This is a genomic window from Caulobacter sp. CCG-8 (assembly GCF_037402475.1).
In the GTDB taxonomy this organism is placed as follows: domain Bacteria; phylum Pseudomonadota; class Alphaproteobacteria; order Caulobacterales; family Caulobacteraceae; genus Caulobacter.
In genome coordinates this window covers 219,849-241,371 of the sequence record NZ_JBBEUD010000006.1, presented here as the reverse complement: position 1 = coordinate 241,371, position 21,523 = coordinate 219,849, and the positions used below count along the sequence as shown (strand labels likewise).

The window sequence follows — 21,523 nt, the reverse complement described above, 5'->3', positions numbered from 1 at the left end:
GCGGCTACTTGCGCACCCGCATCAGGCATTCCTGGGCCACCGAGGCCACCAGCTTGCCGTCGCGGGTGAACATCTGGCCGCGCACCAGGCCGCGGCCGTGCGAGGCTGAGGGGCTGTCCTGCGAAAACAGGATCCAGTCGTTGAAGTCGAAGGTGTGGTGGAACCACATGGCGTGGTCCAGGCTGGCGGCCTGCAGGCCCGGCGTGGTCCAGATCAGGCCGTGCGGGCGCAGGGCGCTTTCCATGAAGGCCATGTCCGAGGCGTAGGCCAGGGCGCATTGCTGGGCCCGGACGTCGTCGCCGATCGGCGCCTTGGCCCGCATCCAGACCTGCTTGGTCGACGACTTGGGCACGGGCTTGGTGGGGTGCTGGGGATCGACCCAGCGCAGGTCCACCGGGCGGGGGAACTCGGCCAGCTTGACGAACCGCGGATGCAGATCGTCGCCCAGCGAGCGCAGATATTCCGCCTCGGTCGGCAGGCTCTCGGGCTCGGGCGCGTCGGGCATGTCGGCCTGGTGCTCCAGCCCCTCCTCGGGGGTCTGGAACGAGGCGGCCAGGTTGAAGATCTGCTCGCCGTGCTGGATCGCGGCCACCCGGCGGGTGGTGAAGGTGCCGCCGTCGCGGGCCCGCTCGACCTCGTAGAGGACCGGGGCGTTCACGTCGCCGGGGCGGATGAAATAGGCGTGCAGCGAATGGCAGATGCGGTCGGGCACGGTGCGGTAGGCCGCCATCAGGGCCTGGGCGATGACCAGCCCGCCGAAGATGCGGGGAAAGCCGTCATTGGGGCTGACGCCCCGGAACAGGTTCACCTCGATCGGTTCGAGGGTCAGGATTTCGGCGAGGTTCTCGGGCGTGCGCATGGGGGTTCGTTAGGCGCGCAGGCGGGACAGGGCAAGTCGTGAGCTTGCGCCGGGGCGATGCGCTCACCATCGTTGCGTCATGGCCACGCCTTTTCCCCCGCCCATCGTCCACCACCCCGCCTTCCGCGCCGAGATGCCGGCCGGCCACCGCTTCCCGATGGACAAGTTCTCGCGCCTGGCCGCGGTCCTGGAGGCCGAGGGCGTGGCGGGCCCGGCGGGCTTCGTGCTTCCCGAGCCGATCGACCTGGAGAGCCTGCTGCTGGTCCACGACGAGGCCTATGTGCGCGGCGTGATCGATCTGACCCTGCCGGCCGAGGTGGCGCGGCGGGTGGGTCTGCCCAACACCGAGTCGGTGGCGAAACGGGCCCAGGCCGCGGTGGGCGGCACCCTGGCGGCGGCGCGCCTGGCGCTGGCGCACGGGATCGCCTGCAACACCGCCGGCGGCAGCCATCACGCCCAGGCCGACACGGGCGCGGGCTTCTGCGTGTTCAACGACGTGGCGGTGGCGGCGCGGCGACTGCTGGCCGAGGGCGCGGTCGGCCGGGTGCTGGTGGTCGATCTCGACGTCCACCAGGGCGACGGCACGGCGCGGATCTTCGAGGGCGATTCCAGCGTCTTCACCTTCTCGATGCACGCCGAGAAGAACTTCCCGGCCCGCAAGGCGGTCAGCGACCTGGACGTCGCCCTGCCCGACGGCACGGGCGACGCGGCCTATCTGGAGACGCTGGGGGAGGTCCTGCCGGACCTATTGGCCCGGACGGCGCCGGACCTGGTGTTCTTCAACGCCGGAGTCGATCCGCACGCGGACGACAAGCTGGGGCGTCTCAGCCTGAGCGACGAGGGCCTGGCGCGGCGCGAGGCGTTCGTCCTGGGCTCATGTCTGGAAAGGGGGATCCCCGTGGCGGGGGTGATCGGCGGCGGATACGACGCCGACATCGATCGATTGGCGCATCGTCACGCCCTTCTCCACCGGGCGGCCCGAAAGGCTCTCGAAGCCTGAGGGGTCGCTCTCCGGTGGAGGCTACGCGGCGATCACTTAGAAGCTCGAGACGAGCGAACCGGCGATCACGACGAGGGGCAGCATGGCCAGGACGATGCTGGCGAAACCCGAGAAGGCGTTGTTCGAGAAGGTCATTGTCTTGGTTCCCTGAAAGTCCGGCGCGACGACCGCGTCCGGTGATCAGGGGTATAGGCCCGCGGGATGGTGAACACCCGTTACCTTTGCTTCATGAAGCGTTTTTAAGAAACATTGATGCCGCCAACCCGCATTACAGAGGTGTAATGTGATTGTTTTCGATCGTTACAGTGGAAACTTTTACCGTTGATACCATCGTTCGGCGGGTCGATCACTCGTCGGCGGAGGTCAACAGGAAATGACCGCGCAGGGCCGCGATCGGGGCGGCGCGCTGCTCCTGCCAGGCCTCGACGTGCACATTGGCGATCCGCCGGCCGACCTTCTTGATCTGGGCGCGGGCGAAGGTGGTCAGCGGACGGCCCGAGCGCAGGTACTCGATCGAGACGTCGATGGTCCGGGGCTGGCGTTTCAGCGGCTCGGCCACCGACAGCTGGGCCAGGGCCGTCATCTCCATGAAGGCGCCCAGCACCCCGCCGTGGATGGCCGGCAGCAGCGGATTGCCGACGATGTGGTCCGAGAACGGCAGGATGGCGGTCATCTCGTCGCCGGCCAGTTCGGCGTGCATGCCGATGAACCGGGCGTAGGGGATCGAGCCGAGCACGGCGCTGAGGCGGGTGGCGGCGTCGGTCATGCGGCGTCTCCCTGTCCGCCCGACGCCTTGGCGCGGGGCGGCTTGAGGTTGGCGCCCGGCTTCTTGCCGGCGCTGGAGTCCAGCATGAAGGCGGCCTGGGCGGCGGCGATCGGGTCGTCGGGATCGTCCTCGTAGGCCACGGCCCGCACGAAGGCGACCGAGCGGGTGACCTTGTAGCAATGGGCCCGGGCCAGGACGTCGCGGCCCGGCTGGGCCGGCCGCATGTAGTCGATGCGCAGGTCCAGGGTGGCGATCGAGGTCCATTCGGCCAGGGCGGCGTGCACCGCCTGGCCGCTGGCGTGGTCGAGCAGGGTGGTGACCACCCCGCCGGCGATCACCCCGGTCTCCGGGTCGCCGACGATCTCGGGACGGTACGGCGCCTTGAGGATGGCGACCGCGTCGCCGATCTCCAGGGTCGCCAGGCCCAGGGCGCGCGCCTGGGGACTGCCTGCGTTCATCGCGTCGGCGATGAACCGGTGCTGTTCGTCACTGCTCATGGGGATAGGTTTATAGCCAGGCGCGTTCCCATATCCAGCCGATGAAACCGCAGGACCTGATCTGTCCGAAGCCCGACGGGCTCTACTGCCCGCCCGGGGACTTCTATATCGACCCCGTCCGCCCCGTGGACCGGGCGGTGATCACCCATGGCCACGCCGACCACGCGCGGGCCGGCCACGGCGTGGTGGCGGCCACCCCCGAGACCCTGGCGATCATGGCCGAGCGCTACGGCGAGGACTTCGCCGGCCAGCGCCACCCGGTGGCCTATGGCGAGACCTTCACCCACAACGGCGTCGAGGTGGGCCTGGTCCCCGCCGGCCACGTGCTGGGCTCGGCCCAGGCCGTGGTGCGCTGGAAGGGCATGAGCATCGTCGTCTCAGGCGACTACAAGCGCCGCCGCGACCCCACCTGCCCGGCCTTCGAGCCCGTGCCCTGCGACGTGTTCGTGACCGAGGCGACCTTCGGCCTGCCGGTGTTCCGCCATCCCGACGACCGGGGCGAGATCGCCGCCCTGCTCAAGTCGGTCGAGCAGTTCCCCGAACGCAGCCACATCGTCGGGGCCTACGCCCTGGGCAAGGCCCAACGGGTGATCCGGCTGCTGCGCGAGGCGGGCTGGGACAAGACCATCCACGTCCACGGGGCGATGGACCGGCTGAACCGCCTCTACGGGCGGCACGGCGTGGACCTGGGCCTGCTGGCCCCGGCCACCACGGGCGCGAAGAAGGACTTCGAGGGCGCGATCATCGTCGCCCCGCCCTCGGCCCTGGCCGACCGCTGGAGCCGGCGCTTCCCCGATCCGGTCGACTGCTTCGCCAGCGGCTGGATGCGCGTGCGGGCCAGAGCCCGCCAGCGCGGAGTCGAGCTGCCGCTGATCATCTCGGACCACGCCGACTGGGACGAACTGACCGCCACCCTGGACGAGCTGCGCCCCGGCGAGGTGTGGATCACCCACGGGCGCGAGGAGGCCCTGGAGCGCTGGTGCGAACTCCAGGGCATCCCCGCCCGGGCGCTAAGGCTCGTCGGCTATGACGAGGAAGAGGGCGAGTAGGCTCAGCTGATCAGGTCGGGACCGCCGGACGGCGGCGTGGACCCGGCCGAAACCGTCTTCTTCTTGCCGCCCATCACCTTGCGGACCCAGGCCGTGACGCTGGCGAAGGCGGCCGCGATGACCACGAAGCCCTTCTTCAGCACGATCAGCAGGATCGCCAGCAGGCCGAACTTCTTGGCCGCGGCCAGGCCCAGGCCCGCCGCCACCAGCCCGGCGACGCCGAACTCGGCGGCCTTGTCGCCCTTGGCGTGATCGGCATAGGTCGAGCCGGGATCGAAGACCGCCGCCTGGGCGATGCTGCCGGCGGCCGCCCGGACGTCCTGCAGGTCGCCCATCGACGAGATGACGTTCAGGCTCAGCACGCCCTGCCGGTTCAGCAGGCGGATGTCGTAGTTCAGCGAGTGGGCCTCGCCGCCGCCGATCGCCAGGTCCTGGGCCCAGATCACCAGGTGACGCGTGGGATCGTAGGAGGGCTGTTCGGCCCAGCCGGCCAGGTGGATCGTCGGATAGCCCGCGTCCTTGCGCCGGGCGTTGGACTCGTCCTCGGACTCGCGCAGCTGGTCCAGCAGCTTCTGCTGGTCGATCTTGCGGGCGTCCTTGTCGGAGACGTAGCCGACGTCCTGGTAGGTGACCACCGCGCCCCACGACGCCGCCTCGAGCGGCTTGAACCGCGTCGGGACGATCATGCCCAGCACGCCTTCGCCGGCCTCGGGCGGGTTGCCCCAGCCCTCGGTCAGGACGCGCTTGGCCGCCGCGGCGTCCAGGAAATAGTAGTCCGGACCCAGGTTCAGCTTGGCGTGGGCGTCCGGCAGGGCGATCTGCCCGGTATGATGCTGGAGCCGGTCCTGCCAGGAGATGTCCGGCTGGGACGCGGCGATCGGCGCCGGCGGTTGATCCGAAGCAAAGGCCGGCGCGGCGGCGCCGACGAAGACGACCGCCACGACGGGCGCGAGAAACTGACGCAAAACAAACCCCCAAAGATTCCCCACGGCGAAGCTAGCGGAGGTTGTATGGCTTGGCCAGGGAGGGGGCTATACGACTTTGAAGGTCGCCCGGGCCCGCGCCACCGGCTTGTCGTCGGCCCGCACCGTGGCCTCGGCGTAGCAGAGGCTCTTGCCCGGCTTGATGAAGTCGGTGTCGAAGGCCAGCCACTGGCCCAGCTGGGCGGCGGCGATGTAGTCCAGGCCCAGCGAGACGGTGATCAGGCCCTTGCTGGGGATCTTCAGCCGGCTCAGCACCACGCCGCACGACAGGCCCATGGCGTTGTCGGCCAGGGCGGCGATCAGGCCGCCGTGCGGACCGCCGCGCGAATTGGTGTGCGGCTCGCGCACCTCCACCGCCAGCACCCAGCGATCGTCGCGGATGTCGGCGAAGATCGGCTCCCACGGCGTGGTCAGCGGGCTCTTGCGGGGATGGGGGACGAAGGGTTCGGGCGGGGTCATGGTCGCCTCCTGTCCGGCGTTCGGACCCCATCATTCAAACAGATGTTTGAATTGACTTCAAGCGGCGGCGGCGTGCTAGCGTCAGCCTGTCCCGAGCGGGACCGGATCGGGGGATCGCATGGCCAATCGCAACGGCGCCGGCGCGCTGAAGCTCGACGCCGACAAGGTGGTGCTGACGCTGGATTACCTGAAGGCCCGGGTGACCGAGCGGTTCCCGGCGTCCGGCCTGGCGGAGGTCTGCGACCAGCTGACGGCCGTGGCCCGGGTCACCGCCAGGCGGGCCCGGCGGCTGTCGCGGCCCTATCTGGGCCTGCGGACCCTGGTGGCCGTGATCGCGGTCCTGGCGCTCGGCGCGGAAGCCGCGCTGATCGGCCGGCTGGACTGGCTGGCCAGCCTGCGCAACGCCGGAGCCCTGAGCCTGGCCACCAGCCTGGAGCCGGCCGTCAACCTGCTGCTGCTGTCCGGCGCGGCGATCTGGTTCCTGGTGTCGCTGGAGTCGCGCTGGAAGCGTTCGCGGGTCCAGAAATCCCTGCACGAGCTGCGGTCGTTCGCCCACGTCATCGACATGCACCAGCTGACCAAGGACCCGACCCTGGTGCTGGGCCCGCGCACGGCCTCGTCGCCCGCCCGCGAGATGAGCCGCTTCCAGCTGGCCCGCTACCTGGACTACTGCGCCGAGATGCTGGCCCTGACCGCCAAGCTGGCGGCCCTCTACGCCGGCGAGACCAACGACCCGGTGATCGTCGCCGCCGTCAACGACATCGAGACCCTCACCTCGGACCTGGGCCGCAAGATCTGGCAGAAGATCATGATCCTGGGCCAGCTGGACGAAAGCCGGGCGGGCTGAAGTCCGCGACTTGAACCGAAGCGCAAGCGCGACATTTCTTTCCCATGCGCGCCTTCGCCCATCTTCTCGACCGGCTGTCCCTGACCAGCTCGCGCAACGCCAAGCTGACCCTGATCAAGGACTTCTTGGCGGAGACGCCCGATCCCGAGCGCGGCTGGGTGCTGGCGACCCTGACCGGGGCGTTGTCGTTCAACGCGGCCAAGCCGGCCTTCATCCGCAAGGCGGTCGAGAGCCGGATGGACGCCCAGCTGTTCGCCTGGTCCTACGACTATGTCGGCGACCTGGCCGAGACCGTCGCCCTGGTCTGGCCGGAGAAGCCCGGGGCCAACCGCGAACCCGACCTGTCCGAAGTGGTCGAGAGCCTCCGCACCGCCTCGCGGGCCGAGGTCCAGCGGCTGATCGAGGGCTGGCTGGACGCCCTGGACGCCGACGGACGCTGGGCCCTGCTGAAGCTGATGACCGGCGGCCTGCGGGTCGGCGTCTCCGCCCGGCTGGCCAAGCAGGCCTGCGCCGACTTCGGCCAGGTGGAGGTCGGCCAAGTCGAGGAGGTCTGGCACGCCATGGCCCCGCCCTACGGCGACCTGTTCGCCTGGCTGGAGGGGCGGTCCGAACAGCCCTCGCCCGACGCGCCGGGCCGCTTCCGGCCGGTGATGCTGGCCCAGGCGATCGACGAGGCCGTCGACTTCGCCAAGCTGGACCCCGCCGACTACGCCGCCGAATGGAAGTGGGACGGCATCCGCGTCCAGGCGGTCAGCGAGCGGGGCGAGAAGCGCCTCTACACCCGCACCGGCGACGACATCTCGGCGACCTTCCCCGATGTGGTCGAGGCCCTGACCTTCGAAGGGGCGATCGACGGCGAGCTGCTGGTGATGCGCGACGGCGCGGTGGCCAGCTTCGGCGACCTGCAGCAGCGGCTGAACCGCAAGACGGTGGACGCCAAGCAGCTGCAGGCCTTCCCCGCCGGCATCCGCGCCTACGACCTGCTGCTGGACGGCGAGACCGACCTGCGCGGCCTGCCGTTCGCCGAGCGGCGGAAGCGACTGGAAGCGTTCGTGGCGAAAGCCGCCAGCCCGCGCATCGACCTGTCGCCGATCCGGCCGTTCGCGACCTGGGACGAGTTGGCCGCCCTGCGCGCCGCCCCGCCGGCGGGCGACCCCGTCATCGCCGAAGGCCTGATGCTCAAGCGCTGGGACAGCGTCTACGAGCCGGGCCGCCCCAAGGGGCCGTGGTTCAAGTGGAAGCGCGATCCCCGCCTGATCGACGCGGTGCTGATGTACGCCCAGCGCGGCCACGGCAAGCGGTCCAGCTTCTACTCCGACTACACCTTCGGGGTCTGGCGCGAGGACGAGACGGGGACGCGCCATCTGACCCCCGTCGGCAAGGCCTATTTCGGCTTCACCGACGAGGAGCTGAAGCAGATCGACAAGTTCGTGCGCGACCACACGGTCGAGCGTTTCGGGCCGGTGCGCTCGGTGCGGGCCGACCTGGAGTTCGGCCTGGTCTTCGAGGTGGCCTTCGAGGGGCTGCAGCGCTCGACCCGCCACAAGTCCGGCGTTGCCATGCGCTTCCCCCGCATCAACCGCATCCGCTGGGACAAGCCGTCGCGCGAGGCCGACGAACTGGCCACCCTGGAGCGGATGCTGGACTGATCTTCAAATTCGGCTCATCTCGAAACGGCCAAGCTTGAGCCAAACTTGACAATAGCCCTAGTGGCCGCTCCCGACGCCTTCCAGGGCCGGCGCGCCGGAGCCCGCGTGGAACATCCGGCCCCGCTCGGTGATCAGCACGGCGACCAGGCCGGCCAGGCCGAAGCCGGCGAAGCCCAGGGTCAGGGGCACGGTGGTGCCGTCGAACAGCTGGCCGATCCAGAAGCCGAACAGCGCTCCGCCGATCGTGGTGATGAAGCCCTGCACCGAGGCGGCCGTGCCGGCCAGGTGGCCTAGCGGCTCCATGGCGATCGCCCCGAAGTTCGACATCACCATGCCGAAGCAGAACATCATGCCCGCCTGCAGAAGGGAGAAGGTCCAGAGGGTCTCGTGGCCGCTCACGGCGACCAGGGCGTGGACCATCGCGAAGCCGAGATAGCCCATCAGCGAGACGTGCGAGACCAGGCGCATGCCCAGGCGCTCGACGATGTGCGAGTTGAGCAGGGACGAGACCGCGATGCCGCCGGCGATGGCCGCGAAGATCAGGGTGAACAGCTTGCCCGCGCCCAGCACGTCGACGAACACCTGCTGGGCCGAGTTGAGGAAGCCGAACAGTCCGCCCAGCACCAGGGTGGCGGCCAGGGTGTAGCCCACGGCGGTCCGGTTGGTCAGGCACACCTTGAAGGCCGCCAGCACGGGTCCGACCTCCAGGGGCGTGCGGTCTTCCGGATGCAGGGTCTCGGGCAGCTTGACCCACGACCAGGCGATCACGGCCAGGCCGAAGATCGCCAGCACGCCGAACACCCACGGCCAGGGCGCGACCAGCAGGATGGCCTGGCCCACCGAGGGGGCGATGATCGGCACGCCCAGGAAGACGATGAACGACAGCGACATCACCCGCGCCATCTGCCGGCCGCTGTAGCAGTCGCGGACGATCGACACCGACAGCACGCGCGTGGCGGCCGCGCCCACGCCGCACAGGGCGCGGGCGATCAGCAGCATCGGAAACGAGGTCGCGAAGGCGCACAGGGCGGCGAAGACGACATAGAGCGACAGCCCGACCAGCAGCACCGGCTTGCGGCCGTAACGGTCGGCCAGGGGGCCGTAGACGATCTGGGCCGCGCCGAAGCCCAGCAGGTAGGCGGTCAGGATCCACTGCCGCTCGTTGTCGGTCGCCACGCCCAGGGCGTGTCCGATCTGCGGCATGGCCGGCAGCATCGAGTCGATGGCCAGGGCGTTGGTGGCCATCATCGCCGCGATCAGGGCTACGAATTGGCCGAACCCCATGCCGGGGTGTGGGCCGGGATGCGGGCCGGGGCGGACTGCGGCGGGACTGGACGACATGACGCTCTTCTTCACGGGCCGGACGCCGAAGCGCCGGCGGGCGCGAGACGCGATGGTCGCGATATAGGTCAGGCTTGGCCGTCCGCCAAACGGGTCCGGGTCTAGGAGCCCATCTGGAACTGGATGCTCACCGTCTGGTCATCGCCGACCTTCGAGGCGCCTTCCTGCGACTGCCCCACGCTGGCCACCCGCAGCAGCGGCTGCGAACCGGGCTGGGCGGGCGGCGCGTTGCGCAGGACGCCCAGGGCGGGCTGAGCGGTGGTCAGGGCCTGATGGAAGGCCGCCGCCCGGCGCAGGGCCAGGCTGGCCGCCTGCTGCCCCTCGGCGCTGAACGCGTCGAGATTGGTCTGGGCCACGACATTGACGACCGACAGCTTGGGCCCCTCGTCCTCGCAGCCCGCGCCAGGGGCGACGCCGTAGCCCAGGCAGGGAAGGCGCTTCATCAGGACCTGGGCCACGTCGCCCGCGATGCGCCGACCGTCGGCCGACAGGTCGGCCGTTCCCGGCGAGAACAGCTGGTCGGCCCGGAAGGCCAGGGAACCGCCGGAGGGGTCGCTGGCCAGCGCCACCTTCATGTCGCGCAGATCGGCGTCCAGCGATTGCATCAGCAGCTTCTGGGCGTCGGCGACCGAAGCGGTCGGCGCGCCGGCCTTGGGCGGCGAGAAGCCGAAGCAGCGACGCTCGCCCGCCGCGCCCGCGCCGGTCTCCGACAGGGCGGTCTCGGGCAGGCACACCACCTGGGCCTTGTAGTCGATCTCGATGTCTGCCGTCTTGGGCTGGAGGTTCGCGGCCGTCTGCAGCAGGGCCGCCGTCTCCGGATGCTTGGCCGCGGTCAGCTTGGCGGTCGTCGAGCGGAACTCGAAGGCGAAGTAGCTGAGCATGATGATGAAGATGAAGATCACCCCCACCATCATGTCGGTCATCGAGACGTAGTAGCTTTCGCCTTCCTCGACATCGACGGTCCGGCCGCGCTTGCGCCCCATCAAACCGCGCCCACGCGGGCGGGCTTGCCGGCCAGGGCCGCCTCGATGCGGCCCAGGACCGCCAGTTGCTCCAGCATCACCTTCTCGGGCGGGGCGAAGCGCACGCAGGCGTCCAGCAGCGCGAAGAAGTGGGCCTCCTGCGCCTCGATGGCCTGCCGGCGGCGGCGCGCGGCCAGCCGCAGGATGATCGAGGCCAGCACCCCGGCGATCGAGGTCCAGAACTTTGTGGCGGCGATGGTGAGCAGGTTGATCAGCGCGCCCTGCATGGCCGCGCCGCCGCCGCTCATGGCCGAGGTCGCCTCGGTCAGGGCCGCGACGATGCCCATGAAGGTGATGACCAGGCCGATCGCCACCATGATGTTGGCCCACCATTCCAGGGTGCGGGCCGGGGTGTCGGCGAGCTCGAAGGCGTCGGAGGCGTGGATGGAGGCCGCCAGGCGTCCGTCCTCGGTCGGGGTCAGCTGGCTGCGATAGTGCGCCCAGCCCAGTTCGAGGACGGGATGGGCGATGCCGCCCAGGTGCTTGTCGATCGCCTCGAAGGTTTCGGCGAAGGCCTTCTGGCGATCACCGCGCAGGTCGTCGAGCAGGTCGGCGCGACGGCGCAGGTCGTTCATCAGCGGCGTGTATTCGAAATGTCCGGACTGGAAGATCAGCCCCACGGCGAACACCAGGATGGCCCCGGCCATCAGGAGCGCGGCGCCAGGCATGCTGAACACCGCGACTACGAACGACGTCACCGGATCGTGCATCTGAACCTTCGAATCAACCTCCGGCCACAATACCCCGGGGTGAGGCCGGAATGGGGCGGAGTTTAACCGTTGAAGGCGCGGATCGAGTCGATGATGCGCTGCTGGTCGCCTTCCGCCAGGTACGGATGCATCGGCAGGGCCAGCACGGTCTCGGCCTTGGCCTCGGTCACCGGCAGGCCGCCGGCCCCGCGCGGGAAGTCGGCGTAGGGCGCCTGCACGTGCATCGGCACCGGATAATAGACCGCCGTCGGGACCCCCTGGGTCTTCAGATGGGCGGCCAGGCCGTCGCGGTTGTCGTGCTCGATCACGTACTGGGCCCAGACCGAGACGCCGCCGTCGATGACCTTGGGCGTGGCGATCACCGCCCCCTTCAGGCCCTCGGCGTAGCGGTTCGCCACGACCTGCCGCAGGTCGATCTCCTCCTGGAAGATGGCCAGCTTCTCGATCAGGATCGCCGCCTGGATCGTGTCCAGCCGCGAGTTCATGCCGATGCGGGTGTTCAGGTACTTGGTGTCGTGGTCGAAGGTGCCCCCGACCAGGTCGGGGGCCACGGCCTTGCCGTGCACCCGGAAGCTGTCCATCAGGTCCCACAGGTCCTGGTCGTTGGTCAGCACCGCGCCACCGTCGCCGTAGCAGCCCAGGGGCTTGGCCGGGAAGAAGCTGGTGGTGGCCACGTCGGCCCAGTGCAGCGGATGCTTGCCGTCCAGGATGCAGCCGAAGCCCTGGGCGCTGTCGGAGACCAGCTTCAGGCCTTCGCGGTCGCAGATGGCCTTGATCGCCGGATAGTCGGCGGGCTGGCCGAACAGGTCGACGGCGATCACCACCTTGGGGGTCAGCTGGCCCTGCGCCTTCACGCCGGCGATCGCCGCTTCCAGCTTGGCCGGATCGAGGTTGAAGGTGTCGGGCAGCACGTCGACGAACACCGGCGTCGCCCCGACCCACGGCACGACTTCCGGCGTGGCGGCGAAGGTGAACGACGGGCAGAACACCGCGTCGCCCGGACCCACGCCCCAGGCCATCAGCGGCAGGGCGATGGCGTCGGTGCCGTTGGCGCAGGACAGGGCCAGCTTGGCCTGGCCGAACGCCGCCAGCTTGGCCTCGAACTCGCGCACCTGCGGGCCCATCACATAGGCGCCGCTGTCGAGGACGGCGGCGACCGCCGCGTCGATCTTGGCGCGGATCCGGCGCTGCTGCGCGGCGAGGTCGATGAAGGACATGCTCATGGGCGGCGCTCTTAGAGGCGGATCGGCTCGGTTTCGAGCCAATTGATGTAACGGAGTGTTTCCACAGGACGAAGCGATACCGAGCGGGGAACGCGTCTTCGGCGTGGTTCGTTGACGGGTCGGCGCGGGGGCGCCATCGAGAGAGTCATGCAGACCAAGCCGAGCCTGATCCCCGCCGACGCCACGCTCCCCTCCCTCGCCAATGTGAAAGCCGACGAGACGATGTTTGGGCATTTCCTCGACTGGCTGGGCAAGCTGGCGGTGAACCTGGTGGTCGCCACCCTGATCCTGGTCGTCACCTTCTGGGTGGCCGGCTGGCTGGCGGGCGTGGCCCGGCGGGCCCTGGGCCGGGTGCACCGCAAGAACCCCGACCCGACCTTGGAGAGCTTCGTCTCGTCCCTGGTGCGCTACGCCGTGGTGGCCGTGGGCCTGGTGGCGGTGCTGCAGCAGCTGGGCGTGCAGGCCACCTCGATCATCGCCGTGCTGGGGGCGGCCTCCCTGGCCATCGGCCTGGCCCTGCAGGGCGCGCTGTCGAACGTGGCGGCCGGGGTGATGATCCTGCTGTTCCGGCCCTACAAGGTGGGCGACGTGATCGAGACCTCGAGCCGCAACGGCACGGTCAAGTCGCTGGACCTGCTGTTCACCGAGATCGCCACGCCCGACAACGTCAAGGTGATGATCCCCAACAGCAAGGTGTTCGGCGACGTCATCCTCAACTACTCGACCCACCGCAATCGCCGCGCCGACGTGGTGTTCAAGGTGCCGCTGAAGACCGACCTGGTCACGGTGCTGCAGAAGATGCGCGAGCGGGCCGAGGGCGATCCGCGGGTGCGCAAGGACCCGGCGGTGATGATCGAGGTCGTGGACCTCAGCGAGGCCTTCGCCCAGGCCGCGATCCGCGTCTGGACGGCCAAGGAGGACTACGGCCCGGTCAAGACCGACCTAATGCTGGCCGCCCACCTGTGGGCCGAGGACCCGACGCGGGAGCTGCCGCCGCCGCGCAAGTCCAAGGCCCCCGACCCGTCGCCGGCCATGCCCGGCGACGCCGGGCATCACCTGTTCAGGTTGCCAAAGCCTCGGAGAGGTCGGCAATCAGGTCCTCGCAGTCCTCGATCCCCACCGACAGCCTGATCAGGGTGTCGGAGATGCCCAGGACGGCGCGCTGATCGGCCGGGATCGAGGCGTGGGTCATGATGGCCGGATGCTCGATCAGGCTCTCGACCCCGCCCAGGCTTTCCGCGAGCGTGAACAGGCGCGTGCGCTCCAGCATCCGCCGGGCGGTGTTCACGTCGCCCTTCAGCTCCACCGAGATGATCCCGCCGAAGCCGCCCAGCATCTGGCGCTTGGCCAGCTCGTGCTGCGGATGGCTGGGCAGGCCGGGATAGATCACCCGCTCGACGTCCTTGCGGGTGGACAGCCACCTGGCGATGGCCAGGGCGCTGTCGCAGGCCCGCTGCATCCGTAGGGCCAGGGTCTTGACCCCGCGCAAGGCCAGGAAGCTGTCGAACGGCCCCAGCACCGCCCCGACGGCGTTCTGCAGGAACTTCAGCTTCTCGGCGATCTCGGCGTTGTCGCCGACCACCGCCACGCCCGCCACCACGTCGGAGTGGCCGTTCAGGTACTTGGTGGCCGAGTGCATGACGATGTCGAAGCCCAGCTCCAGCGGCCGCTGGACGAAGGGGCTGGCGAAGGTGTTGTCGGCCACGGTGATCAGGCCGTGCTTCTTGGCCAGGGCCGCGATGCCGGAGAGGTCCGCCAGGCGCAGCATCGGGTTGGTGGGCGTCTCGACCCAGATCATCTTCGTGGCCGGCGTGATCGCGGCCTCGATCGCGGCCAGGTCGCCCATGTCGACGAAGCTGAACGTCAGGCCGGCCGAGCGCTTGCGCACCTTGTCGAACAGCCGGAACGAGCCGCCGTAGAGGTCGTCGCTGGCGATCACGTGCGCGCCGCTGTCCAGGATCTCCAGGATCGTCGAGGCCGCCGCCAGGCCCGAGGCGAAGGCGAAGCCGGCCGCGCCGCTCTCCAGGTCGGCGATGCAGCGCTCGAAGGCGAAGCGGGTCGGGTTGTGGCTGCGGCTGTACTCGAAGCCCTTGTGCTCGCCCGGGCTGGACTGGACGTAGGTCGAGGTCGCGTAGATCGGGACCATCACCGCCCCGGTCGTCGGATCGGGGAACTGGCCGCCGTGGATCGTGCGGGTGGCGAAGGCCAGGCGGTTCTTGCCGGGAACGTCGGTCATGGGGCGACTCTCACTGGAGGGCTAGGACGGTTTGTAGCGAATTTCCGGTGCGGGAAGCGACCGCCGCGGCGCAAAGGCGCGGGATCTCGGGGCTCAAAAAGCTTCCGGATGCTGTTGAGCGCGCCAAGGCACTGTGTCAGATACCACCTTGGATAGATTATTGAGTAAGGCCGTGGTTTCAATGCCTGTTGAGTTTCGCACAAACCTTTTCTTCCTTCATATTCCAAAGACCGCTGGAACCAGCTTCGTGGACACCCTGAAGCCCTGGTTTCCAGAATACAGCCGTGCGAACTATATCGAAGGCCTGTCGCCGAACGACCGAATGGAGTTGTCCGGCAAGCAGTTCATATCGGGGCATATATTCTTCGACGAAATCCGGCGTCTTCCGTATATTTCGGAGTATTCGTTGGTTTCGGTTTTCCGGGACCCCTATGCTCGCCTGGCGTCCCATATCCGATACATGGATCGTTACAATCAGACCGAGTATGAAGCGGCCTTCAACCACCTTGGCGACGATCTGAAGGCGATCGTCAGGGCCATCGGGCAGCTGGATTTTCAGCGACCGGACGATTTGGAGCGCCTGTTCGCCAAGCTCCCGGCCTGGGGACGCGCCGCCTACGAGAACTGCCAGACCCGCTTTCTGGTCTGCGACCTGGAATCGACCGTCGCCTCGCCGTACGAGGACCTGCCGGACGGCGCGCTCGACCTCGCCCTGGAACGCCTGGAGTCGCTGGACCTGATCGGCATCAGCGAGGCGCTGGACACCACGGTCGGACGCCTGGCCGCGCTTCTGGGCCGACCGACCGCCCTCGCGCCGCGCTCGAACACCGCCTCGTCCGCCCGAGCGCTCGACCACACCGATCCGCGCATCCGCGAAGTGATGCGCCCGCTTCTCGGCCTTGACGAGGCGGTCTACGCCCGCGCCAAGACGCTGTTCGACCAGCGCCCCGACGTCGCGATCTGACAGGCGGCGCCCCGAGCGCGCCCCAGGGCCCATCAGGCGCTCATGCGCAGGTGGTTGATCAGGTCGACGCGGGTGATCACGCCCACGAACTCGTCGCCGTCGCAGACCAGGGCCACCTCGTCGCGATCGAACACTTCCGGCAAGGCATCGACGCCCTGGGTGGACTGCAGCGTGTTGACCGCCTTGGTCATCGCCTTGCCGACCAGGGTCTTGAACTTGGGGCCCCGATCGTCGTCCGCGCCCTCGACGGCGGCCAGGATGTCGCTCTCGTCCAGGATGCCGACCAGCTTGCCGTGGTCCACCACCGGCAGCTGGCTGATGTCGCTGCTGCGCATGCGGTTGTAGGCGGTCAGCAGGGTGTCGTCCGGCCCGATGGCGATCACCCCGCCGTCGGCGTAGCGCTTGGCGATCAGGTCGCGCAGGTCGCCGTGCAGCTCGCGCTGGTCGAAGCCGTGGGCCGCCAGCCACAGGTCGTTGAACATCTTGGTCAGGTACTTGGCCCCGGTGTCGCAGACCAGGGTGACCACTCGCTTCGGCTCGGTCTGTTCGCGGCAGTAGCGCAGGGCCGCCGCCAGCAGGGTGCCCGAGGACGAGCCGGCCAGCACGCCCTCCTTGCGCAGCAGCAGGCGGGCGGTGTCGACGCTCTCGCGGTCGCTGATCGAATAGGCGTGCTTGACGAAGCTCATCTCGGCCACGGCCGGGATGAAGTCCTCGCCGATGCCCTCGACGATCCACGAGCCGGCCTCGCCGTAGCTGCCGGTGGCCACGTATTCGCAGAGGATCGAGCCGACCGGGTCGGCCAGCACCATCCGCGTCTTGGGCGAGTGCTGGGCCATGAAGCGGCCGATGCCCGTCAGGGTGCCGCCGGAGCCGACGCCAACCACCACCGCGTCGACGTCGCCGTCCATCTGCTCGAAGATCTCGGGCGCGGTCGTGGTCTCGTGGGCCTTCGGGTTGGCCGGGTTCTCGAACTGGTTGACGTAGATCGCGCCGGGGATCGACTGGGCCAGGGTCTGGGCCATGTCCTGGTAGTAGTCCGGGTGGCCCTTGCCGACGTCGCTGCGGGTCAGGCGCACGTCCACGCCCATGGCCCGCAGGTGCAGGATCTTCTCCCGCGCCATCTTGTCGGGCACCACCAGGATCAGCTTGTAGCCCTTCAGGGTCGCCACCTGGGCCAGGCCCAGGCCCGTGTTGCCGGCCGTCGCCTCGATGATCGTCCCGCCCGGCTTGAGGCTGCCGTCCGCTTCCGCCGCCTCGATCATCGAGCGGGCCACGCGGTCCTTGATCGAGCCGCCGGGGTTTTGGTTCTCGAGCTTCAGGAACAGCCGGCAGGGGCCCGTGTCGAGGTTGCGGACCTCGATCATCGGCGTGCGGCCGATCAGATCGAGCGCGGAACCGACGACCGGAGGAAGGGCGGATTTGGGGTCGTTCATGGCGCAACTCGGCGACAGAGAGAAATGATCTCCCTATCTAGGCCGGTTTTGTGAAAGCGCAAACAGCGTTACGCGAGCTTGGCCGCAACCCCTTGCCGGGCCTAGAGCGTGGCAGCCGAAAGTGTGAGCGGTTTCGGCGCCCGCCACGCTTTAGATGCTTGATCTGAGCCTTTTAGACGCCTCACATCGTGAGGCTAAAGACTCAGGCTCCGCAGGCGCCGAGCCGATCCATCCGCCATTCGCGGGCGAACTTGCGGCCCACCACGGCGTCCTCGAACACCACCTTGCGGCGCTCGCCCGACAGGTCCGGGGCGTCGTGGATCATCACGAAGGGGAAGCCGTTGCGGGCCAGGAAATCCCGGACGAATCCCGAGAAGCGCAGGGCCTCCTCGGCGGAGGCGATGCAGATCTCGACGGCGAGGTCGGCGGCGTTCATGGCGCGCTCCCGAAAGCGGTTACTGGGAGCCTAACGCATGAACTCGCAAATGCGAACAACCTTCGCAGGTGCAAAAATGAAACGGCCCCGGATCGCTCCGGGGCCGCTCGAGGGATCGGAGGCGGTCGGAACCGCCTGGAGGATCGCCGTTACAGGATGGATTGGCCCGTGCCGGCCCAGTCTTTCAGGAACTGTTCCAGGCCCTTGTCGGTCAGCGGGTGCTTGAACAGGTCGCCGAACACGGCCGGCGGGATGGTCACCACGTCGGCGCCGACGATGGCCGCGTCCTTGACGTGGGCGACGTTGCGCACCGAGGCGGCCAGGATCTCGGTCTCGTAGCCGTAGTTGTCGTAGATGGCGCGGATGTCGCGGATCAGGTCCATGCCGTCGAAGCCGTAGTCGTCCAGGCGGCCGATGAACGGCGAGACGAAGGTCGCGCCGGCCTTGGCGGCCAGCAGGGCCTGGGTCGGCGAGAAGCACAGGGTGACGTTGGTCGAGATGCCCTCGCCGGCGAAGGCGGCGCAGGCGATCAGGCCGTCGCGGGTCAGCGGGATCTTCACGACCACGTTGGGGGCGATGCCGGCCAGCTTCTTGCCCTCGGCGATCATGGCGTCGGCGGTGGTGGCGGCGACCTCGGCGCTGATCGGGCCCGGCACCAGGTCGCAGATCTCGGCGATCACCTCGAGCATCGGACGGCCCGCCTTGGCGATCAGGGTCGGGTTGGTGGTCACCCCGTCCACCAGGCCGGTGGCGGCCAGGTCGGCGATGACCTTGGTGTCGGTGCTGTCGAGGAAGATCTGCATGGGTCTGCGCTTTGTTTTGGGGGTTTCAGGCTCGTTTATCCGCCCAGGCCCTCCGCGCCAAGCGGGGAAAGTCCCTAGGACGGGTTCGGCGGGAACCGGTCGCCCAGGCTTTCGCGCAGGAAGGCCAGCAGGTCGCCGCCGCGGAACCGCAGGCCCTCGACCCCCGCCCGGCGGGCCGCCTCGACGTCCGAACCCTTGTCGCCGACCAACACGGTCTCCTCCGGCGCCAGCGACCAGTCGGCCAGGCCGCGCAGGATCATGCCGGGATTGGGCTTGCGGTCGGGATGGTCGGGATGGCGATAGCGCGCGTCGACGGCGTCCTCGTGATGGGGCGCGACATAGAAGGCGTCGATCCGGCCGCCCGCCTCGGCCAGTCCGGCCTGCAGGGCGTCGTGAAAGAGGTCGACCTGGGCCTCGGTGAAATAGCCCCGCGCCACGCCCGACTGGTTGGTGACGACCAGCACCTTCACGCCGGCCGCGTTCAGCGCCGCCACCGCCTGGCGCGCGCCGTCGACCCAGTCCAGCCGCTCGGGCTCGCAGACATAGCCGTGGTCGAGGTTCAGCACCCCGTCGCGATCGAAGAAGACGGCTTTCAGCGGCGCTTTTCCGGACATGGTCCCGCCTTACGCCAGGGCCGGCGACGCCACAAGACGGGCAAGGCGCCCGGGGTTGGCGAACCCGGGCGCGACGGCCTAGAACGGCCCCAGCCTACGATCTCCGCCCCAGGGCCGCCCAAGGATCACCGATGACCGACGACTTCGCCCGCCTCGTCCGCCTGCGCGACGAGCTCAAGGCCTGGGCCCTGGAGCACGCCTTCCCGGTCTGGTGGGAGGTCGGCGCCGACAAGGTCCAGGGTGGGTTCTTCGAGAAGATCGCCCTGGACGGGACGCCGGTCGAGGCCCCGCGCCGGGCCCGGGTCCAGCCGCGCCAGATCTATTCCTACGCCGTGGCCGGCCTGCTGGGCTGGGACGGCCCGTGGAAGCAGGCCCTGGAGCACGGGCTGGACTTCTATCTGGGCAAGTACCGTCGCCCGGACGGCTTCATGCGCACCCTGGTGGCCAGCGACGGCTCGCCCCTGGACGACAAGGTCGACCTCTACGACCAGGCCTTCGGCCTGTTCGGCCTGGCCATGGCCAGTTCGGTGCTGCCCGAGCGCGCCGACCTGCCGGCCCTGGCGGTCGACCTGCGCCACGCCCTCTACGCCAAGCTCAAGCACCCCGTGGCCGGCTTCGAGGAGAGCAGCCCGCGCACCCTGCCCCTGCTGTCCAACCCGCACATGCACCTGTTCGAGGCCAGCCTGGCCTGGGTGGAGGCCGGCGGCGGCGCCCAATGGCGGGCCATGGCCGACGAGATCGCCGAGCTGGCCCTGGCCAGGTTCATCGATCCGAAGAGCGGCGGCCTGCGCGAATACTACGACGGCGACTGGAACCCCGCCCCCGGCGTCCAGGGCCGGATCGTCGAGCCGGGCCACCAGTTCGAATGGGCCTGGCTGCTGCTGCGGTGGGGCAAGCTGGCGGGGCGCGACGACGCCCTGGCCGCCGCCCTGCGCCTGATCGCCATCGGCGACGGCCCCGGCGTCGATCCGGCCCGCGGCGTGGCGATCTTCTCGCTGCTGGACGACATGAGCGTGCACGACGACGTGGCGCGGCTGTGGGCCCAGACCGAGCGGATCAAGGCCGGGGTGCTGGCCGCCCTGTCCACCGGCGACGACCGCTGGTGGACCACCGCCGCCGAGGGCGCCGACGGGCTGCTCAAGTATTTCGACGTGCCGGTGAAGGGCCTGTGGCGCGACAAGCTCCAGGCCGACGGGACCTTCGTCGACGAAGCCGCGCCGGCCAGCTCGTTCTACCACATCGTCTGCGCGATCCTGGAGCTGGACCGGGCGGTCAGCGCCAGATCGTGACCAACAGGACCGACGCCGGGCCGGCGGTGGCGGCGGTCGGGCTCGCGAGCTCGAGACGGTCGCCCGCCGTTGCGGCGCGGCCGTCCAGCGTCACCTCGCCGGACAGGACCTGGATGCTGGCGGCCGGCAGCGTCGCCGCCGCGCCCGCCTCGAATCGCCAGAGCTCGACCCCGGCCTGGTCGGTATAGGTCACCGACCGGCGCTCGACCCCGCCGCCGCTGACCGTCGAGTGACGCTCGGCCAGGTCGCGGCCCTTGGCCTTGAGCCCGTCGACCAGCGCCTTGACCGCCTGGGCGTCGTCGCGGCGGCAGACCAGGACGGCGTCGGGTTCGGCGACGATCATCAGGTCGCTGACCCCGATCGCGCCGACGAAGGGGCCGGTCGAGCGGGCCAGGACGCCGGTGGTGTCGACCAGGGTCACGTCGCCCTGGGCCGCGTTGCCGGCGCCGTCCTGCGGCGAGGCGCCCCAGATCGCGTCCCAGGCGCCCAGGTCCGACCAGTCGAAAGCGGCCGGCACGACGGCGGCCTTGTCGGTGCGCTCCATCACCGCGTAGTCGATCGAGATGCTGGCGGCGCGGGCGAACCCCGTCGCGTCCAGCCGCACCAGACCGGGCTCGACCACCGCGTCGGCGAACGCCGCCCGGGCGCCCTCGACCACGGTCGGCTCGAACCTGCGGAGCTCGCCCAGCAGGGTCGCGGCCTGGAAGGCGAAGTTGCCGCTGTTCCACAGATAGCCCTCGGCGACGTAGCGGCGGGCGGTCTCCAGGTCGGGCTTCTCGACGAAGGCGGCGACCCGGAACACGCCCTGGTCGGCCAGCTCGCCCGGACGGATGTAGCCGAAGCCCGTGGCCGGGCCGGTGGGCCGCACGCCGAACGTGACGATCAGGCCCTGGCCGGCCGCGTCGGCCGCCACCCGCGCGGCCTCGCGGAACGCCTCGGGCTCGCCGACATGGTGATCGGCGGCCAGCATCAGCATCACCCCGCTAGGATCCAGGCGCTCGACCAGGACGGCCGCGGCGGCGACGGCCGGGGCGGAATTGCGGGCCTGGGGCTCGACGAGCACCGTGATCGCGGCCCCGATCTCGCGGGCCTGGTCACGGACCATCTCGACCATGCCCGCCCCGGTGACGACGATGACGTCGCGGTCCTGGGCCAGGTCGCGGACCCGCAGCAGGGTTTCCTGGAAGCTCGAATGGGCGCCCAGCAGCTTCAGGAACTGCTTGGGGCGGTCGGGACGGGACGCCGGCCACAGGCGCGTGCCCGCGCCGCCGCACAGGATGACGGGAAAGATGGCGGTCACGGAATCTTCCCCGAGGGCGCGTCGTCGAGCTTCGTCATGCGCC

23 protein-coding genes are annotated in these 21,523 nt (G+C 69.5%); 7 read left to right on the top strand and 16 right to left on the bottom strand.

Going from position 1 to position 21,523, the window contains the following annotated elements; genetic code table 11:
• Positions 1–4: 4 nt before the first annotated feature.
• Positions 5–859 (bottom strand): acyl-CoA thioesterase II, encoded by an 855-nt coding sequence (gene tesB / locus WAE60_RS08120; protein WP_337685692.1) that lies wholly within the window; start codon positions 857–859, stop codon positions 5–7.
• A gap of 79 nt (positions 860–938) precedes the next feature.
• Between tesB and WAE60_RS08115 the strand changes: the two genes are divergently transcribed.
• Positions 939–1,859: a histone deacetylase gene (locus WAE60_RS08115; RefSeq protein ID WP_337685690.1), complete on the top strand. Its 921-nt coding sequence runs from the start codon at positions 939–941 to the stop codon at positions 1,857–1,859.
• Between the two features lie 36 nt (positions 1,860–1,895).
• On the opposite strand, the gene WAE60_RS08110 is transcribed toward WAE60_RS08115, so the two are convergent.
• The 3 genes from WAE60_RS08110 to WAE60_RS08100 form a co-directional block, all read right to left on the bottom strand.
• Positions 1,896–1,994 (bottom strand): hypothetical protein, encoded by a 99-nt coding sequence (locus tag WAE60_RS08110; protein WP_231499412.1) that lies wholly within the window; start codon positions 1,992–1,994, stop codon positions 1,896–1,898.
• A gap of 211 nt (positions 1,995–2,205) precedes the next feature.
• Entirely contained in the window at positions 2,206–2,625 is a 420-nt protein-coding gene (locus WAE60_RS08105) for a PaaI family thioesterase (protein WP_029909533.1), read from the bottom strand.
• Complete coding sequence (locus tag WAE60_RS08100) at positions 2,622–3,122, bottom strand: PaaI family thioesterase (RefSeq protein WP_337685689.1); 501 nt, start codon at positions 3,120–3,122, stop codon at positions 2,622–2,624. The genes WAE60_RS08105 and WAE60_RS08100 overlap by 4 nt, the downstream gene beginning before the upstream one ends.
• Before the next feature lie 41 nt (positions 3,123–3,163).
• On the opposite strand from WAE60_RS08100, the gene WAE60_RS08095 reads away from it, so the two are divergent.
• The gene (locus WAE60_RS08095; protein WP_337685688.1) at positions 3,164–4,171 is read left to right on the top strand and encodes a ligase-associated DNA damage response exonuclease; all 1,008 of its coding nucleotides are present in this window, start codon (positions 3,164–3,166) and stop codon (positions 4,169–4,171) included.
• 2 nt (positions 4,172–4,173) lie between these two features.
• Here WAE60_RS08095 and WAE60_RS08090 read toward each other — a convergent pair whose 3' ends face one another.
• Both WAE60_RS08090 and WAE60_RS08085 read right to left on the bottom strand, forming a co-directional pair.
• The gene (locus WAE60_RS08090; protein WP_337685687.1) at positions 4,174–5,136 is read right to left on the bottom strand and encodes a DUF2167 domain-containing protein; all 963 of its coding nucleotides are present in this window, start codon (positions 5,134–5,136) and stop codon (positions 4,174–4,176) included.
• A 66-nt stretch (positions 5,137–5,202) separates the two neighbouring features.
• Positions 5,203–5,613: a PaaI family thioesterase gene (locus tag WAE60_RS08085; RefSeq protein ID WP_029909546.1), complete on the bottom strand. Its 411-nt coding sequence runs from the start codon at positions 5,611–5,613 to the stop codon at positions 5,203–5,205.
• Positions 5,614–5,731: 118 nt separating this feature from the next.
• Here WAE60_RS08085 and WAE60_RS08080 point away from each other — a divergent pair, with 118 nt between their 5' ends.
• Positions 5,732–6,460: a hypothetical protein gene (locus WAE60_RS08080; RefSeq protein ID WP_337685686.1), complete on the top strand. Its 729-nt coding sequence runs from the start codon at positions 5,732–5,734 to the stop codon at positions 6,458–6,460.
• Between the two features lie 44 nt (positions 6,461–6,504).
• Entirely contained in the window at positions 6,505–8,109 is a 1,605-nt protein-coding gene (locus WAE60_RS08075) for a cisplatin damage response ATP-dependent DNA ligase (RefSeq protein WP_337685684.1), read from the top strand.
• Positions 8,110–8,166: 57 nt separating this feature from the next.
• Here WAE60_RS08075 and WAE60_RS08070 read toward each other — a convergent pair whose 3' ends face one another.
• The 4 genes from WAE60_RS08070 to WAE60_RS08055 form a co-directional block, all read right to left on the bottom strand.
• A complete protein-coding gene (locus tag WAE60_RS08070; protein WP_337685715.1) occupies positions 8,167–9,393 on the bottom strand; it encodes a multidrug effflux MFS transporter in 1,227 nt (408 codons plus the stop codon).
• A 158-nt stretch (positions 9,394–9,551) separates the two neighbouring features.
• Positions 9,552–10,433: a hypothetical protein gene (locus WAE60_RS08065; protein WP_337685683.1), complete on the bottom strand. Its 882-nt coding sequence runs from the start codon at positions 10,431–10,433 to the stop codon at positions 9,552–9,554.
• Positions 10,433–11,182 (bottom strand): hypothetical protein, encoded by a 750-nt coding sequence (locus tag WAE60_RS08060; protein WP_029909578.1) that lies wholly within the window; start codon positions 11,180–11,182, stop codon positions 10,433–10,435. The genes WAE60_RS08065 and WAE60_RS08060 overlap by 1 nt, the downstream gene beginning before the upstream one ends.
• Positions 11,183–11,244: 62 nt before the next feature.
• Positions 11,245–12,405 carry a DegT/DnrJ/EryC1/StrS aminotransferase family protein gene (locus WAE60_RS08055; protein ID WP_337685682.1) on the bottom strand — a complete coding sequence of 387 codons (1,161 nt, stop codon included), beginning with the start codon at positions 12,403–12,405 and terminating at the stop codon, positions 11,245–11,247.
• 147 nt (positions 12,406–12,552) lie between these two features.
• Here WAE60_RS08055 and WAE60_RS08050 point away from each other — a divergent pair, with 147 nt between their 5' ends.
• Entirely contained in the window at positions 12,553–13,536 is a 984-nt protein-coding gene (locus WAE60_RS08050; protein WP_029909584.1) for a mechanosensitive ion channel family protein, read from the top strand.
• On the opposite strand, the gene WAE60_RS08045 is transcribed toward WAE60_RS08050, so the two are convergent.
• Complete coding sequence (locus WAE60_RS08045) at positions 13,466–14,641, bottom strand: PLP-dependent aspartate aminotransferase family protein (RefSeq protein ID WP_337685680.1); 1,176 nt, start codon at positions 14,639–14,641, stop codon at positions 13,466–13,468. The two genes, WAE60_RS08050 and WAE60_RS08045, sit on opposite strands and share 71 nt — an antisense overlap.
• Positions 14,642–14,888: 247 nt before the next feature.
• Between WAE60_RS08045 and WAE60_RS08040 the strand changes: the two genes are divergently transcribed.
• A complete protein-coding gene (locus WAE60_RS08040; protein ID WP_337685679.1) occupies positions 14,889–15,605 on the top strand; it encodes a hypothetical protein in 717 nt (238 codons plus the stop codon).
• A 32-nt stretch (positions 15,606–15,637) separates the two neighbouring features.
• Here WAE60_RS08040 and WAE60_RS08035 read toward each other — a convergent pair whose 3' ends face one another.
• The 4 genes from WAE60_RS08035 to WAE60_RS08020 all read right to left on the bottom strand — a co-directional run bounded on the left by WAE60_RS08035 (position 15,638) and on the right by WAE60_RS08020 (position 18,891).
• Positions 15,638–17,038, bottom strand: a complete 1,401-nt coding sequence (locus WAE60_RS08035) for a cystathionine beta-synthase (protein ID WP_029909592.1) — start codon at positions 17,036–17,038, stop codon at positions 15,638–15,640.
• 202 nt (positions 17,039–17,240) lie between these two features.
• Complete coding sequence (locus tag WAE60_RS08030; RefSeq protein WP_029909596.1) at positions 17,241–17,474, bottom strand: hypothetical protein; 234 nt, start codon at positions 17,472–17,474, stop codon at positions 17,241–17,243.
• Positions 17,475–17,623: 149 nt separating this feature from the next.
• A complete protein-coding gene (gene fsa / locus WAE60_RS08025) occupies positions 17,624–18,277 on the bottom strand; it encodes a fructose-6-phosphate aldolase (RefSeq protein WP_029909599.1) in 654 nt (217 codons plus the stop codon).
• 74 nt (positions 18,278–18,351) lie between these two features.
• Positions 18,352–18,891, bottom strand: a complete 540-nt coding sequence (locus WAE60_RS08020; protein ID WP_029909602.1) for an HAD family hydrolase — start codon at positions 18,889–18,891, stop codon at positions 18,352–18,354.
• A 131-nt stretch (positions 18,892–19,022) separates the two neighbouring features.
• On the opposite strand from WAE60_RS08020, the gene WAE60_RS08015 reads away from it, so the two are divergent.
• A complete protein-coding gene (locus WAE60_RS08015; RefSeq protein WP_337685678.1) occupies positions 19,023–20,180 on the top strand; it encodes an AGE family epimerase/isomerase in 1,158 nt (385 codons plus the stop codon).
• On the opposite strand, the gene WAE60_RS08010 is transcribed toward WAE60_RS08015, so the two are convergent.
• Positions 20,164–21,480, bottom strand: a complete 1,317-nt coding sequence (locus tag WAE60_RS08010) for a mannose-1-phosphate guanylyltransferase/mannose-6-phosphate isomerase (protein ID WP_337685677.1) — start codon at positions 21,478–21,480, stop codon at positions 20,164–20,166. The genes WAE60_RS08015 and WAE60_RS08010 overlap by 17 nt on opposite strands.
• Positions 21,481–21,523 lie beyond the last annotated feature (43 nt).